The sequence below is a fragment of the Thauera sp. 63 genome (assembly GCF_000310165.2).
Classification (GTDB): Bacteria; Pseudomonadota; Gammaproteobacteria; order Burkholderiales; family Rhodocyclaceae; genus Thauera; species Thauera humireducens.
In genome coordinates, this window is record NZ_AMXC01000001.1 from 415,873 (window position 1) to 431,762 (window position 15,890).

15 protein-coding genes are annotated in these 15,890 nt (G+C 68.2%); 12 read left to right on the forward strand and 3 right to left on the reverse strand.

Annotated elements, in window-relative coordinates; translation table 11 throughout:
* Positions 1 to 128: 128 nt before the first annotated feature.
* The 12 genes from C664_RS02045 (at position 129) to C664_RS02100 (ending at position 12,245) form a co-directional block, all read left to right on the forward strand.
* The gene (locus C664_RS02045; protein ID WP_083483036.1) at positions 129 to 656 is read left to right on the forward strand and encodes a type II secretion system protein N; all 528 of its coding nucleotides are present in this window, start codon (positions 129 to 131) and stop codon (positions 654 to 656) included.
* A 3-nt stretch (positions 657 to 659) separates the two neighbouring features.
* Positions 660 to 2,897, forward strand: coding sequence for a type II secretion system secretin GspD (gspD, locus tag C664_RS02050; protein WP_157353859.1), 2,238 nt, complete (start codon positions 660 to 662; stop codon positions 2,895 to 2,897).
* Entirely contained in the window at positions 2,894 to 4,369 is a 1,476-nt protein-coding gene (gene gspE, locus C664_RS02055; protein WP_004252173.1) for a type II secretion system ATPase GspE, read from the forward strand. Before gspD ends, gspE begins: the two co-directional genes overlap by 4 nt.
* Positions 4,366 to 5,565, forward strand: coding sequence for a type II secretion system inner membrane protein GspF (gspF, locus tag C664_RS02060; RefSeq protein ID WP_004252177.1), 1,200 nt, complete (start codon positions 4,366 to 4,368; stop codon positions 5,563 to 5,565). The genes gspE and gspF overlap by 4 nt, the downstream gene beginning before the upstream one ends.
* A gap of 8 nt (positions 5,566 to 5,573) precedes the next feature.
* Entirely contained in the window at positions 5,574 to 6,053 is a 480-nt protein-coding gene (gene gspG, locus C664_RS02065) for a type II secretion system major pseudopilin GspG (protein ID WP_004252182.1), read from the forward strand.
* Complete coding sequence (locus tag C664_RS02070; protein WP_004252185.1) at positions 6,041 to 6,547, forward strand: GspH/FimT family pseudopilin; 507 nt, start codon at positions 6,041 to 6,043, stop codon at positions 6,545 to 6,547. The genes gspG and C664_RS02070 overlap by 13 nt, the downstream gene beginning before the upstream one ends.
* Positions 6,544 to 6,909: a type II secretion system minor pseudopilin GspI gene (gene gspI / locus C664_RS02075; RefSeq protein ID WP_004252188.1), complete on the forward strand. Its 366-nt coding sequence runs from the start codon at positions 6,544 to 6,546 to the stop codon at positions 6,907 to 6,909. Before C664_RS02070 ends, gspI begins: the two co-directional genes overlap by 4 nt.
* Before the next feature lie 8 nt (positions 6,910 to 6,917).
* Positions 6,918 to 7,484: a type II secretion system protein GspJ gene (locus C664_RS02080; RefSeq protein ID WP_004252189.1), complete on the forward strand. Its 567-nt coding sequence runs from the start codon at positions 6,918 to 6,920 to the stop codon at positions 7,482 to 7,484.
* 61 nt (positions 7,485 to 7,545) lie between these two features.
* Positions 7,546 to 8,793, forward strand: coding sequence for a type II secretion system protein GspL (gene gspL / locus C664_RS02085; RefSeq protein ID WP_083483037.1), 1,248 nt, complete (start codon positions 7,546 to 7,548; stop codon positions 8,791 to 8,793).
* A 2-nt stretch (positions 8,794 to 8,795) separates the two neighbouring features.
* Entirely contained in the window at positions 8,796 to 9,329 is a 534-nt protein-coding gene (gspM, locus tag C664_RS02090) for a type II secretion system protein GspM (protein WP_004252194.1), read from the forward strand.
* Between the two features lie 148 nt (positions 9,330 to 9,477).
* Entirely contained in the window at positions 9,478 to 11,499 is a 2,022-nt protein-coding gene (locus C664_RS02095) for a PhoX family protein (protein WP_004252195.1), read from the forward strand.
* Between the two features lie 56 nt (positions 11,500 to 11,555).
* The gene (locus C664_RS02100; RefSeq protein WP_004252197.1) at positions 11,556 to 12,245 is read left to right on the forward strand and encodes a type II secretion system protein GspK; all 690 of its coding nucleotides are present in this window, start codon (positions 11,556 to 11,558) and stop codon (positions 12,243 to 12,245) included.
* A gap of 7 nt (positions 12,246 to 12,252) precedes the next feature.
* Here C664_RS02100 and zapE read toward each other — a convergent pair whose 3' ends face one another.
* From zapE to odhB, 3 genes are all read right to left on the reverse strand, one after another.
* Complete coding sequence (gene zapE, locus C664_RS02105) at positions 12,253 to 13,365, reverse strand: cell division protein ZapE (RefSeq protein WP_004252201.1); 1,113 nt, start codon at positions 13,363 to 13,365, stop codon at positions 12,253 to 12,255.
* Between the two features lie 102 nt (positions 13,366 to 13,467).
* The gene (gene lpdA / locus C664_RS02110; protein ID WP_004252204.1) at positions 13,468 to 14,892 is read right to left on the reverse strand and encodes a dihydrolipoyl dehydrogenase; all 1,425 of its coding nucleotides are present in this window, start codon (positions 14,890 to 14,892) and stop codon (positions 13,468 to 13,470) included.
* Between the two features lie 83 nt (positions 14,893 to 14,975).
* On the reverse strand, positions 14,976 to 15,890 hold a 915-nt coding region (gene odhB, locus C664_RS02115; RefSeq protein WP_038010523.1), incomplete at its 5' end, for a 2-oxoglutarate dehydrogenase complex dihydrolipoyllysine-residue succinyltransferase.

Here is a 15,890-nt window from a genome sequence, read left to right on the forward strand (position 1 = left end):
CCTGCGCAGATCTCGTCCCGGGCTGCCCTCCTGCCCCATGCGCTGTAACCCGGGCGAAACATGACAGCTTCGAAAAAGCGTCACATTGCTGTCGTAAAAAGCGGTCTTACCCTAACCGCCGGCCCAGCATGTCCCTCCGCCGCCTCATTCACCCGCCCGGTATTGCCCTTGCACCGGCCTCGCTTGTGGCGGGCATGGCGTGGACCGTCGCCATCGCGGCACTCGCCACCGCAGCGCTGCTCGCCCCGCGGCTGTTCGCCCAGCCCCCCGGCCCCACGCAGCCCGCAGCGGTGGAGGACAAGGGCGACGTACGCACGCTGGTTGCGGCCCTTGCACGGCAGCAGTTGTTCGCGAACCAGTCGGACGGCACTGCGGCGCGCGCCGACGAACGCCGCGCGCTCGCGGGCATCGTCCTCGTCGGCGTTGCCACCGGATTCGCCGGCGGCACAGCCTTTGCCGTGTTCGAGCGCGACGGCCGGAGCGTGGCGCACCGCGCCGGGGAGACCGTGGCCGGGGACTGGCAACTCCTGCGCATCCTGTCCGACAGGGTCGAACTGGGTGCCGGGGAGCAACGCCTCGACCTGCCCCTGCACCGCAGCGCACGCATGCCAACACCTCCGAGGTCCGATGCCCCTGACACCCTCCAAGAAGACTGATCGATGCCGCCACGTCCGTGCCTACCCCCCCGTGCAAGCGCCCAACGCGGAGCACACCTCGCCGCCTCACCCGTTCGCCATCGTTCCCGTTGGCTGCCCGCGGTAGTGCTGGCCGGAGCGCTGCTCACCCTCGGTGCGGCGCACGCGAACGTGGAACCCGAACGCGTCGAACTCAATTTCGCCAACGCGGAGATCACCTCGGTCATCAAGGCCGTGGGCCAGATCACGGGGCGTAACTTCATCATCGATCCACGCGTCGAAGGCAGCCTGAACATCGTCACCAACACGCCGGTACCCCGCGCGCTGACCTACGACATCCTGTTGTCGGCGCTGCGCCTGCAGGGCTATACGGTCGTCGAATCCGGCGGCGTCGCCCGCGTCGTGCCCGAAGCCGATGCCAAGCTGCACGGTGTGCCGGTCGCGACCGGGAGCACCGCGCCCCGCGGGACCGGCCTCGTGACGCAGGTATTCACGCTGCAGCACGAGTCTGCATCCGGCCTGGTCGCAGCGATCCGCCCCCTCGTCAGCCCGAACAACACCGTATCGGCACTGCCTTCGAGCAATGCGCTGGTCGTCACCGACTACGCCGACAACCTCGCGCGCATCGCACAGATCATCAGCTCGATCGACGTGCCGCAGGGCGACGTGCTGGTCATCCCATTGCAGCACGCCGCGGCGCGCGACCTGGCCGAAACCGTGATGCGCCTGCTGGGCAACGGCACGCGTGGCGCCGCCGACCCGCTGCTGGAGGTGACGGTCGTGCCCGACACCCACAGCAACAGCCTGCTGGTGCGCGCCGGCAGCCCGTCCCGGCTGGCGGCCGTGCGCCAGATCGTCGCCTCGATCGACCGTCCGGGCGCTGGGGGTAACATCCGCGTGGTCTACCTGCGCAACGCCGAGGCCACTCTCGTGGCCGAGACCCTGCGCGCCATCCTCGCCACCGAGGCCAGCAACACGCCCCCTGCAGGCAACGCCCTTGCCGGCATGCCCCTGACCGCGCCCACGCCTGGCACGGTCCCTCCGCCCACTTCTTCCCGCTCGGGCGAAGGCGGCGGAGAGGCCCCGAGCGCCGCGCCGGCGCCGTTCGCGAATGCACAACCGGCCAACGCCCTGTCCGCCGGCAGCCTGATCCAGGCCGACGCGGCCAGCAACGCGTTGATCATCACCGCGCCGGATGCCATCTACAACAACCTGCGCAACGTCATTGAGCAGCTCGACCGCCGCCGGGCACAGGTCTACGTCGAGGCGCTGGTCGCCGAGATCACCGCTGAGCGCGCGGCTGAATGGGGCCTGCAGTGGGCCGCGGCGAGCAATCGCGGCTCGACCTCTGTCATCGGCCTGACCGGGTTCGGCAGCGGCAGCAACAACCTGCAGACGCTGGTCACCAACGCTGCAGCGGGCAAACCGAGCCTGCCGGGCAATGGCATCAACATCGGCCTTGGCACCGGCTCGGTGACCCTGCCCGGCATCGGCACCGTGCCCAGCCTGGCGGTCCTGGCGCGATTCCTCGAGAGCGACAGCAAGATCAACATCCTGTCCACGCCCAACCTCGTCACCCTCGACAACGAGGAGGCCAAGATCGTCATCGGTCGCAACCTGCCTTTCGTCACCGGCCAGTTCACCAATACGGGCGGCAGCGGCGGCGCGGTCAATCCCTTCCAGACCATCGAGCGCCGCGACGTCGGCCTGACGCTGCGAGTGCGGCCGCAGGTGTCCGAGGGCGGCGTGGTGAAGCTCGCGATCTACCACGAGGCCTCGAGCGTGGTCGGCGGCGTCGACAGCGCCAATGGCCCGATCACCAACAAGCGCTCGATCGAATCCACCGTGCTGGTCGACGACGGCGCCATCATCGCGCTCGGCGGCCTGATCGAGGACAGCTACAGCGCCGACGAGGAGAAGGTGCCCCTGCTCGGCGACATTCCGGTGGCTGGCAACCTGTTCAAGTACAACGGCCGCAAACGCACCAAGACGAATCTGGTGATCTTCCTGCGCCCGGTCGTGCTGCGCGACGCCGACAGCTATGCGGGCCTGACCGCCTCGCGCTACGACTACGTGATCGGACAGCAGCAACGCATGGCCGGCACGCTGCTGCGCGGCGAGCCGACACCGGCTGAGTTGCCTGCCTTCGGCACCTCGCCGCCGGCGGTGCCGCTCACGCGCGAGCTCCCCGCGGAATGGCTGGCCGGCACGCCCGTCGACAACCAGCCCCCCGCGCCGCTCGAGGAGCGCGGCTGGCAATGAGCGCTGACATCGCGCCCACGATCCCGTATGCCTTCGCGCGCCGGCACGGCGTCCTGCTCACACGCGTCGCAGAGGACGAGGCCGAACTGGTCCTGCGCAGCGACGCGAACCTGACGGCACTGGCCGAAGTACGCCGGGTCGTGGCGCGTCCGCTGCGACTGAGCCGGGTCGACGCAGAGCGCTTCGACACCCGACTCGCCGAGCACTACGGCGGCCACGACGGCAGCACTGCCGAGCTCGTCGCCGACATCGGCCAGGCGCTTGACCTGGGCGCCTTGATGAGCGAGCTGCCCGCGGTGGAGGACCTGCTCGCGGCGCAGGACGAAGCGCCCATCATCCGCATGATCAACGCGCTGCTGACGCAGGCGGTGCGCGACGGTGCCTCGGACGTCCACATCGAGCCCTACGAACGCGACTCGGTGGTCCGCTTCCGGCGCGACGGGGTGCTGCATGACGCCGCACGGCCTCATCGCGGACTGCACGCGGCGATGGTGTCGCGCATCAAGATCATGGCCAGCCTCGACATCTCGGAAAAGCGCCTGCCGCAGGACGGCCGCATCGGCCTGCGCCTGGCCGGTCGACAGGTGGATGTGCGCGTATCGACGCTGCCCACCGCGCATGGCGAACGCCTGGTGCTGCGCCTGCTCGACAAGGGTGCGGCACGCCTCGGGCTCGAGTCGCTGGGCATGGCCGAAGACACCCGCGCACGCTTCGACGCCTTGCTGCGCCAGCCCCATGGCATTGTGCTGGTGACCGGACCCACCGGCTCGGGCAAGAGCACCACACTGTACGCCGCGCTGCAGGGCATGGACGCCCGGCGACTGAACATCGTTACCGTCGAGGATCCGGTCGAGTTCGACCTGCCGGGTATCGGCCAGACCCAGGTCAATCCGCGCATCGACCTCGATTTCGCGCGCGCGCTGCGCGCGATTCTGCGCCAGGACCCGGACGTGATCATGATCGGCGAGATCCGCGATCTCGAGACCGCTCAGATCGCGGTGCAGGCCAGCCTGACGGGCCACCTCGTGCTGGCGACGTTGCACACCAACGACGCCGCATCGGCCGTGACGCGGCTCGTGGACATGGGCATCGAGCCCTTCCTGCTCGCGTCCAGCCTGCGCGGCGTGCTGGCGCAGCGCCTGCTTCGGCGCCTGTGCCCCACCTGCCGCCGCCCACACGCCATCGGCGACGAAGAACGCGCGCTGTTCGGCCCCCGCGTGCCAGACCACGCCTGGGCCGCCGGCGAGTGCCCCGCCTGCGCCCACACCGGCTATGCCGGCCGCACCGGCATCCACGAGCTGATCACGGTCGATGCCACGCTGACGGCACTGATCCACGACCGCGCCGACGAGGGCGTGCTGCGGGCCGCTGCACGCGCAGCCGGCGCCCGCGGCCTGCGCGACGACGGCCTGCGCCTGCTCGCCGACGGTAGCACTTCGCCCGAGGAGCTGTTGCGGGTGACGCGCGAATGAGCGCCTTCCACTACCGCGCGCTAGACCTGCAAGGTCGCGAGACCCGCGGCGTGATCGAAGCCGACAGCAGCCGCGGCGCACGCGCCGTGTTACGTGACCGCGGGCTGTTTCCGCTCGACGTCGGCGCCGTCAGGGCGCATCGCGACGGACGCACCCAGCGGCGCATTGCCGAAGGCGCACTGGCCCTACTGACGCGGCAGTGGGCCACCCTGCTCGCCTCCGGGCTGACAGTGGAACAGTCGCTGACGGCGCTCATCGACCAGGCCGAGAGCGAACAGGTCGGCCGCCTGCTTGCCGGCGTGCGCGCCGAGGTGATGTCCGGCATGGCGCTCAGCGCCGCGCTCGAGGCCTTCGCCGTACAGTTTCCGCCCATCTACCGCGCCTCGGTGGCTGCGGGCGAGAAGTCCGGGCGCCTGGCCGACGTGCTGGAGCAACTCGCCGGCTACCTCGAGCGGCGCGGCAGCCTGCGCCAGAAGACGCTGCAGGCCTTGCTGTACCCCGCCATCGTCGCGCTGGTCGCACTGCTGGTGGTCACGGGGCTGATGACCTACGTCGTGCCGCAGGTCGTCACCGTCTTCCAGCAGGGCAGCCAGGCCCTGCCACCGCTGACCCTCGGCCTGATCGCGATCAGCGATCTGCTGCGCAACTGGGGCTGGCTGCTGCCGCCGATGCTGCTGGCGCTTCTGCTGGCAGCACGGGCCGCACTGCGCCAGCCCGCACTGCGACGGCGCTGGCATGCGCGGCTGCTGGCCCTGCCGCTGCTCGGACGCCACATGCGCAGTCTGGAGGCGGCTCGACTGGCGAGCACGCTCGCCATCCTGTGCGGCAGCGGGGTGGCACTGCTGCAGGCGCTGGACGCAGGCCGCAAGGTGTTGAACCTGATGCCGCTGCAGGACGCGGTTGCAGGCGCCGCGGCGCAGGTGCGCGAAGGCCATTCGCTGGCGCGCGCGCTTGGCGTGGCCCGCCAGTTTCCGCCCCTGCTGCTGCACATGATCGCCAACGGCGAAGCCACCGGCCGCCTCGGCGAGATGCTGGACCGGGCTGCCCGCCTGCAGCAGCAGGACGTCGAGAACCGCATCACCGCCCTCACCAGCCTGCTCGAACCCGCGCTGCTGCTGCTGATGGGTGGCCTGGTGCTGCTGATCGTGCTCGCAGTGATGCAGCCGATCATCGAACTGAACACCCTGATGAACTGAGAAAAGACATGACCTGCCCGATTTACACCCCCTTTTCCAGCCGGCGCTGTCCAGACGCCGCACACCGCCCCGCACGCAGCAACCGCGGCTTCACGCTGATCGAGCTGATGGTGGTGATCGTGATCCTGGGCGTACTGGCCGCGCTGGTGGTGCCACGCGTGCTCAGCCGCCCCGACGAGGCCCGTGCCGTCGCCGCGAGGCAGGACATCGCCACGCTGATGCAGTCGCTGAAGCTTTACCGCCTGGACAACCGTCGCTACCCCACCGCCGAACAGGGCCTGCAGGCACTGGTGACGCCGCCCGGCGTCGGCCCGCGGGCGGAAAACTGGAAGGCCTACCTCGAGCGCCTGCCCAATGATCCCTGGGGTGCGCCTTACCAGTACCTGAACCCCGGCGTGAATGGCGAGATCGACGTCTTCAGCTTCGGCGCCGATGGCAAGCCGGGGGGCGAAGGTGCCGACGCCGACATCGGCTCGTGGAAGCTCTGAGCCCGATCCGCGGGACCAAGACGCCTCGCGGCTTCACGCTGATCGAGGTGATGGTCGTGCTGAGCCTGCTGGCGATGCTGGCACAAGGACTGTCGATGAGCCTTGACGCACTGCAATCGCGCGATCGCGACCGTCCAGTCGACGTGCTGCGCATGCGTCTGGCCTTCGCCGCCGAACGCGCCTGGGTACGGGGCCAACCGGTAGCGTTCGAGCGCACACCGGACGGCTACCGCTTCCTCGCACGCGACACCACAGGAGGCGGCTGGCAGCCAGTGGCCGACAGCAGCGTGCTGGCCGAGCGCCGATTGCCCGACACGCTGCGCTGGTCGGCACTCGAAGTCGAGGGACGCGCCGCTAACTACCAGGCCCTGCTCGTATTCGGTCCTGCGCAAACGGCGTTCCGGCTCGAGCTCACCGATGGCTCGGGCTGGCACGCGGCACTCGGTGGCCGCGACGGGCGGGTGGAACGGCTGACCGGGGGGACGGGACCATGACTGCGGCAACACGCGGGTTCAGCCTGCTCGAGAACCTGATCGCACTCGCGATCGTCGCCGTCGCGCTGAGCGCGGCGGTGCGTGCTGGCACGCAGGCGATCGACACCGGCGAAGCGCTGGCGCAGCGCACGCTGGCGCGCTGGGTGGCGCAGAACCGGCTCGTCGAGTTGCGCGTCCAGCCCGCCCCGCCCGCGCCTGGCCATAGCAGCGGCGAGGCCGTTCAGGGCCGCTACCGATTCCTTTGGGAGCAGACCGTCGCGCAGACCGCGCAGCCGGCGTGGCGTGCCGTGGACATCGTCGTCCGTGACGACGACGGACGCCCGCGTGCGCGCCTCGGCGGCCACGTGCTGGTACAACGCTGACGCCGCCGATGCGCCGCCCCGTTCCTGCGCGAATATGCCGCCACGCGACAGAAGGCCTGACGCTCGTCGAGCTGCTGGTCGCGATCGCCGTGTTCGCCATCCTGGGCACCCTGAGCTTTCGCGCGATCGACCGGATGAGCAGTCTCGAACTGCAGCTCGCAGCTCAACATGCGCGCTGGCGCGATCTGGAATACGCCACCCACCGAATCGAGACCGACCTCCTCCGCCTCGCCCTGTTGCCGCCCGGCATGGCCGCCCTGCGCGTACAGGAACAGCGTGGTGGGCAGAACCTGCAGATGCTGATCGACGACGGCGAGCCACCGCAACGGCTGACCGTCGGCCTGCGCCACGACGGAGGGCGCCTGCTGCGATCGCGCCAGGGCACCGCCCCTGCTACCGACGAGGTGCTGCTGGAAAACATCGATCACCTGGCATGGCGTTTCATGCATGGCGGCCGCTGGCTAGCGGCCTGGCCCCCGGGCGACGGCGACCCGTCCCAACGGCCCGATGCGGTCGAGATCCGCCTCGAGGTAAGCGGCATCGGCACACTCATCCGCCTCGTGGCGCTGCGCTGAACGCCTCCACATCGCCCATTGCCTTCTCCATCTCCCGTCACTTCCTCACCACTCACCAAAGATGCGTACCTCGCCTCCAACACGACAGACGCTCTGCGTGCTGATCGACGAGCACTGGCCCCACGAACCGGCTGCGCCCTGGGTGCTTGCCGACGATGCAGGCGTGATCCACGCGCAAGGCACCGGTCCGTTGGCGGAGTGGCCGCAGGACGTGCCGCTCGTCGTCATCCTAGGCGCGAGCCAGAGTAGCTGGCATCGCGTCACGCTACCCCTCGGGGGCGCGGCGTTCGACCCGCGGGTCATCGCCTATGCGCTGGAGGATGCCCTGCTCGAAGCACCACAGGCCCAGCACATCACGGTCGTCGATCGGCAAAACGAGGCGACCGGCACCCAGGCCGAGCTGATCGTGACCGCACAGGCGCGCCTGCGCACGGTAATCGGCGAACTGCATGCGGCGGGGCGGCACCCACGCCAGGTGCTGAGCGAGCTGCAGGGCATCGCCCCAACTGGTCCAGCGGGCGAATCCGACCTCCAGCTCCGCCTGCGCCCCGGAGCGGCCCTGCTGCGCCACGCTGGCGGTATGCCCATCGTGCTGCGCGACGATCTCGCCGACCTGAGCGCCTTCCTCGGAGACATGATCGGTGACCTGCTGCCCGCGACATCCAAGCCGGCGCGTGTCGAACTGCGGGCCGACCCCGCCTGCCGTTCGCTCGCTGCAGGGCTCGCGGACGCGCTCGGCGCGCACGCTACGGTAACGCACCGTCCTTACGCGTGGTGGAGTTCCGCCATCCCGGGTCATCCCGGCGAGCGCACAGCTCGCCAGGTGCCGGCGGCCAACCTGCTGCATGGCGATTTCGCCACGGGCGCCGATGGCGCCCGGCGCGCCGGACGCCTGCGCCGCCCGCTGGCGGTCGCAGCCGGTGCGCTGATCGTGCTCGCCGCTGTCACCGTGGCGGACATCCTGCGCATGCGCGCCGCGGTAGCGGTGCTGGAGGAGGACATCGAGAACCGGTTCTCCACCGCCCTGCCCGGCACCCCGATGGTCATGCCGGAGTCGCAGCTGAACCGACAGCTCGACCACCTGCGCCAGCGAAGCGGCGCCGTCACCCGCGACGGCCTGCTGTTCCGTCTCGATCAGTTCGCCGCCGTCCGCGCAGAAGCGCCAGCGGCGTCCATCGTGGCGCTGGACTACCGCGAAGGCACGCTGTCGCTCGCACTTGCCGACGCAGACGCCCGGGAGATCGATCGCCTGCGCACGCTGCTCGCACCCGACGTCGAGATTGCAACTGCTCTTGAAGAAGGACAATGAGCATGAAGCTCGCACGTCAATTCCTGTCTCCCCTTCGCCCGGCCATTGACCGCTTGCAGGTCCGCTGGCTGGACTTCTCGCCGCGCGAACGGCGTCTCGTCATGCTGGCACTTGCAGCGCTGGCGGCACTCGGGCTGATCAGCCTCGGCGAGGCGCTGGCGCGCGAGCATACACGTCTCCGCGACGCCCTGCCCCGCGCACAGGCACGCCAGCACGTCGTTGCAAACGCAGCGACCGAGGTCACCCAGCTGATATCCCGCCCCGCTCCGGCCGAGGCTGCCGACACCGAATCCGCTGCAATCGCGGCCCTCTCCGAACTCGCTGCCGCGCGGGGACTGAATCTGGCGCTCGAGAGGGAGGCGGACGGCGAACACCCTGAGCAGGTCCGCTTCGAAGGTCTTGGAGAAGCCCAGGCTGCACTCGAATGGCTGGCCGAAGCGCAGGCGCTACATGGCGTCGAGCCCCTCGACCTCACCCTGCGGACACACGACGGGCCGGATACGGTGCGAGGACGACTCCGGCTCAGGGGCAGCTGACGCCACGTCCACCGCGGTTTTGCCGATTTATGGCAGCTGCGCCAAATCTGATTTCGGTAAATATTGACGCAATACCGCTTTCATTCATGCGCAATCTGGCCTTACGAGAATACACGCTCCCTGCCATCCCCCTCAACGGAGCATGTAGATGAGCCATTTCGACCAGGACGACCTGCCGAGCAACCTGTCCGACAACGAACATTTCCAGCAGATCGTCGACCGCACCGTGTCGCGCCGCGGCTTCCTCAAATCCGGCTTGGGCCTTGGTGCCGCCGCCTTCCTGGCCGCACCGCTTGTTGCCCAGGCTGGCAAGCATGCCCACCAGCACATGGATCATGGCCGCGGTCACGGTCCGAAAAAAGGTCCGCGCATCGGCTTCACCCCGATTGGCACCTCGAGCGCCGATACCATCGGCGTCCCCGAGGGCTATCAGGCGCAGATCTTCGCGCGCTGGGGTGACCCGCTGTTCGCCGACTCGCCGGCCTGGCGCCCGGACGGCACCAACACCGGCGCTGATCAGGCCCGCCAGATCGGTGACAACCACGACGGCATGCACTTCTTCCCGCTGAACGGCAAGTCGGCCAAGGAAGGCCTGCTGGTCATGAACCACGAGTACACCAACTACGAGTACCTGTTCGGTGCCGAGTTCATGACCCCGTGGACCGCCGACAAGGTCCTCAAGGCACAAAACGCCCACGGCGCCTCGGTGCTGCACGTGCGCCAGCACAAGGGCAAGTGGGACATCGTCCGCAACTCGAAGTACAACCGCCGCATCACCGGCAACACGCCGATGCAGATCAGCGGGCCGGCGGCCGGTCACAGCCTCATGCGCACCAAGGCCGACCCCAGCGGCAAGCGCGTGCTCGGCACGCTGAACAACTGTGCAAACGGCTTCACGCCCTGGGGCACCTACCTCACCTGTGAAGAGAACTTCAACGGCTACTTCGGCACCACCAGCGCCGCTGACAGCCGCGACGACGTGATGCGCCGCTACGGCATCAGCGCCCGCGGCACCGGATATCGCTGGGAAGAGTTCGACGAGCGCTTCGACTACGTTAAGGAACCGAACGAGTCGAACCGTTTCGGCTGGATCGTCGAAATCGACCCGTTCGATCCGTCCTCGATGCCGGTCAAGCGCACCGCACTTGGCCGATTCAAGCACGAAAACTGTGCCTACGCCTTCACCGCTGACCGCCGCGTCGTGGTGTACATGGGTGATGATCAGGTCAACGACTACATCTACAAGTTCGTGTCGGATGGCCGCTTCGTGCCGGGCAAGGACGCAGCGAACCGCCGCCTGCTCGACAACGGCAAGCTCTACGTCGCGAAGTTCAGCGATGGCGCTGCCAGCGGTGACTTCATGGGCGATGGTCAGTGGATCCTGCTCGACAAGCAGGCGAACCCGGTGCTGGCTGCCGACGGCCGCTTCGCCGATCAAGCCGAAGTGCTGATCAAGACCCGTCTGGCTGCGGATGCGGTCGGTGCGACCAAGATGGACCGTCCGGAGTGGATTACCGTCCATCCTGGCACCAACGAGGTCTACTGCACGCTGACCAACAACAGCAGCCGTACCGTCACCGACGATGCCAACCCGCGTGCGCAGAACCGCTACGGCCAGATCATCCGTTGGCGCGAGGCGGGCAACGATGCCGCCGCGACCAGCTTCGAATGGGACCTGTTCGTTGTCGCCGGCAACCCGATCGCCTATCCGGACCGCAGCGACCTGGGTTCGGGCTCGGCTGCCATCACCGCCGACAACACCTTCAACAGCCCGGACGGCATTGGTTTCGACGCTGACGGCCGCCTGTGGATCCAGACCGACGGCAACTACAGCAACACCGGCGTCTACGCCGGCCAGGGCAACAACCAGATGCTGTGTGCCGACCCGGTCTCGGGTGAGATCAAGCGCTTCCTGGTGGGCCCGTCGGGTTGCGAGATCACCGGCCTGACCTTCACCCCGGACGGCAAGACGATGTTCATCAACGTCCAGCACCCCGGCGAGGCCAGCGGCCACCCGAACTCCCCGACGCCGACGGCCGGCATGTCGATGGATCAGTACATCTCGCAGAACCCGCTGGCCTTCAGCCAGTGGCCGGAAGCGAGCGGTGGCCGTCCGCGCTCGGCGACCGTCGTCGTGACCAAGAAGGACGGCGGCATCATCGGTACCTGATGCCGCCCCTGCGCAGGCCACCCCGCAAGGGGTGGCGCCTCGAACGACCGCGAGGCGTGGCGATCATCGTCGCGCTACTCGCGGTCGCTGTCGTTTCGGCCCTGGCAGCCACGATGCTGGCGCGGCTCGACACACGCATCGAGCTCGCATCGGATCGCGACGACTTCGTCCAGGCGCGCCAATTGGCACTGAGTGCGCTCGACCTCGCCCGCCAGATGCTCGAAGCCGACACCCGGAACAGCCGCATCGACTGGCTCGGCGAGCCCTGGGCACACGTGCAGCAGCCCGCGCTGCACGCCGACGGCCGCATCCAGTTGATGATCACCGACGCATCGGCTGACGCAGCGCTGAACGGCATGATCGGACAGGCTGCGGGTGGCGATGGCGGCGGCAGCACTCAGGCCGCACGGTATCCGTCAGTGCCCGTCCCGACCCCGCTACGCGTGCCGGTGAACATCAACACCGCCCCGGCGACCATCCTGCCGGCAATCCTCCCCGGCGCGACGCCCGCACAGGCACGGGCCATCGCCGAGCAGCTGAGGAGTGAACCGGCCCTGACACTGAGGGCCCTGGCGGAGCGCTTGCCCGAAGGCGTCGAACTCCCGAACCCCGAACAGGTTGGCGTCGCCAGCGACACCTTCCTTGCCGAGGCGGTCGTGCAGTATCGCGTGGCGACGGTCACCTTGCAGGCGCTGCTCGTACGCGAAAGCGACAGCGTCCGCGTCCTCGCACTGCGCCAGCATTGAGCGTCGATCACTCCACCCGGTGCGCCTCGGCCAGGTAGTCGCGCGTACGCATCTCGATCAGCCGGCTGACGGTGCGCACGAACTCGTGGGCGTTCTGTCCCTCGGTATACAACTCGTAAGCCGGCACCTCGGCGCTGACGATGAGCTTGACGCGGTGGTCGTAGAGCACGTCGATCAGCCAGGTGAAGCGCCGCGCCTCGGCGGCGTTGCCGGGCAGCATCTTCGGTACGTTCGACAGCACCAGCGTGTGGTGCTCGCGTGCGATCTCGAGGTAGTCGTTCTGCGAACGTGCGCCGCGACACAGCGTCTCGAAGTCGAACCAGATCACGCCTGCCGCCTTGCGGATCACCGGCAGCCTGCGCTCCAGCACCTCGATCTCGCCCGCTTCTCCGGCCCCGCCCGCGAGGCGGACGAAGTCATCCTCGAGCTTGCGCTCGGCCGCGGCGTCGTGCGGCACCAGGTAGATCTCCAGCGCTTCCAGCGTGCGCAGGCGGTAGTCGGTGCCGTCGTCGACCTCAATGACGTCGAAGCTCTTCTTGATGAACTCGATCGTCGGCAGGAAATTCACCCGCATCAGGCCGTTCGGGTAGAGCCCATCCGGCGGGTAGTTCGTGGTCATGACGAAGATCACGCCGCGCGCGAACAGCGCTTCGAGCAGGCGACCGAGGATCATCGCGTCGGCGATGTCCGAGACGTGGAACTCGTCGAAACAGAGCAGGCGGGTCTCCGCGGCGATGCGGTCGGCCACCTTCTGCAGCGGATCGGGTTCGTGGTTGTGGTTCTTGAGGTCGTTCTGCACTTCCTGCATGAAGGCGTGGAAATGCACCCGGCGCTTGCGCTTGTAGGGCACCGAGTTGAAGAAGCAGTCCATCAGGAAGCTCTTGCCACGCCCGACGCCGCCCCAGAAGTACACGCTGCGCGGCATGGCGGGACGCGCGAACATCTTGCGCAACTTGCTGCGACGCGCGGCCTTGAAGCCGATGAGTTCGGTGTAGAGGCGTTGCAGGCGGCTGGCCGCTGCGCGCTGCGCCGGATCGGCGGTGAAGCCGCGGGCCTTGAGCTCGGCCTCGTAGGCATCAAGCATGCCGTGCTCGGCCACGTTGAGGATGCGATGGGGCATGGTGCGAAACGACTCGTCGAGAAACAGAAGGGTTGACGGAAAAACGGGGTGAGTCGAGAGGGGTTGCCCCCTCCTCCTCACCCCGTGCGGGTCAGGCGCCGTTCAGAAGTGCAGCGGACGCTTGTCGCAGGCCAGCGCAGCTTCGTGCACCACTTCCGACAGGGTCGGGTGGGCATGGCAGATGCGCGCCAGATCTTCGGAGCAACCGGCAAACTCCATCGCCACCACCGCTTCGGAAATCAGCTCCGAAGCATTGGCGCCGATGATGTGCACGCCGAGGATGCGGTCAGTGTTGGCGTCGGCCAGCATCTTCACGAAGCCGGTCGGGTCGCCCATGCCCAGTGCGCGGCCGTTGGCCAGGAAGGGGATCTTGCCGACCTTGTAGGCCACGCCGGCGGCCTTGAGCTGCTGCTCGGTCTTGCCGACCCAGGCGATCTCGGGGCTGGTGTAGATGACCCAGGGGATGGTGTCGAAGTTGCAGTGGCCGGCCTGGCCCGCCATCAGCTCGGCGACCATCACGCCCTCTTCCATCGCCTTGTGTGCCAGCATCGGGCCGCGCACCACGTCGCCCACCGCCCACACGCCGGGCAGGTTGGTGCGGCAGTGGTCATCGACCTCGATCATGCCGCGTTCGGTGATCTTGAGGCCGACCGCTTCAGGGTTCAGACCCTGGGTGTTGGGCACGCGGCCGACGGACACGATCAGGCGGTCGGCTTCCAGCTTCTGGTCCGCGCCGTCCTTGTCCTTGTAGGCGATCGTCACGCCCTTCTTGCCGATCTTGACCTCGCCGATCTGCACGCCGAGCTTGATCGCCAGGCCCTGCTTGGTGAAGACCTTCAGCGCTTCCTTCGCCACGTCCTGATCGGCAGCGGCGAGGAAGTCAGGCATCGCTTCGAGCACGGTCACCTCCGCACCCACGCGGCGCCACACGGAGCCCATCTCCAGGCCGATGACGCCGGCGCCGATCACGGCGAGCTTCTTCGGCACCGCGTCGATGTCCAGCGCGCCGACGTTGTCGCACACGATCTTGTTGTCGACGGGGATGCCCGGCAGGTGGCGCGGCGACGAACCGGTGGCCACGATGACCTGCTTGGCGACGACGAGCTCGTCGCCGACCTTGACGTGCCAGCCGGCGTCGCCCTTGCCCGCGAAGGAACCGTGGCCATTCAGCAGCGTGACCTTGTTCTTCTTGAACAGGCCCTTGATACCACCGGTGAGCTGGTCGACGATGCTGCTCTTGCGCGCGACCATCTTCGTGACGTCGATCTTCGGCGTGCCCACGCTGATGCCCTGGCTCTCGAAGCTGTGGCCAGCTTCCTCGAACAGGTGCGAGGTGTGCAGCAGCGCCTTGGACGGGATGCAGCCGACGTTCAGGCAGGTGCCGCCGAGGCGCGGCTCACCCTTGGGGTCGGCATAGGGATTGGATTCGCAGCAGGCGGTCTTGAAGCCGAGCTGCGCAGCGCGGATGGCCGCGACATAGCCGCCGGGACCGCCGCCGATGACGAGGACGTCGAATTCTTTGGACATTCATCTCTCCCAACAGGAAACGGGGCGCAGCCCCGTCGCGCAGGCCGCAGCCCTGCAACGGAACGCGCCCCGGCACGGATCGTTTAGACGTCGAGGATCAGGCGGGCCGGATCTTCCAGCGCTTCCTTCATCGTCACCAGACCCAGCACGGCCTCGCGACCATCGATGATGCGGTGGTCGTAGGACATCGCCAGGTAGTTGATCGGGCGGATGACGATCTGGCCGTTCTCGACCACCGGACGATCCTTGGTGGCGTGGATGCCCAGGATGGCCGACTGCGGCGGGTTGATGATCGGGGTCGACATCATCGAGCCGAACACGCCACCGTTGGAGATCGAGAACGTGCCACCCGACAGGTCCTCCAGCGACAGCTTGCCGTCCTTGGCCTTCTGGCCGAACTCGGCGATCTTGAGCTCGATCTCGGCGATCGACATGGATTCGGCGTTGCGCAGGATCGGCACCACCAGACCACGCGGCGAGCCAACCGCGATGCCGATATCGATGTAGCCGTGGTAGACGATGTCGCTACCGTCGACCGAGGCGTTCAGGATCGGGAACTTCTTCAGCGCGGCCACGGCGGCCTTGACGAAGAAGCCCATGAAGCCCAGGCGGACACCGTGCGCCTTCTCGAACTTGTCGCCGTACTGCTTGCGCAGGGCCATCACCGGCGCCATGTTCACTTCGTTGAACGTGGTCAGGATGGCGTTCTCGTTCTTCGACTGGATCAGGCGCTCGGCGATGCGGGCGCGCAGACGGGTCATCGGCACGCGCTCTTCGGCACGATCGCCGACGGCCGCGATCACGGCCGGCGCGGCAGCGGCAGCCTTGGGCTGGGCAGCGACGGCGTCTTCCTTGGTGACACGACCGCCACGGCCCGAGCCGGCGACGTCGGCGGCGGCAATGCCCTTCTCGTCGAGGATCTTGCGTGCGGCGGGGCTGGCGGCGCCGGCGGCCGAAGCGGCCGGCGGCGGGGTCACGGCCTGCACCGGCGCGGCCAC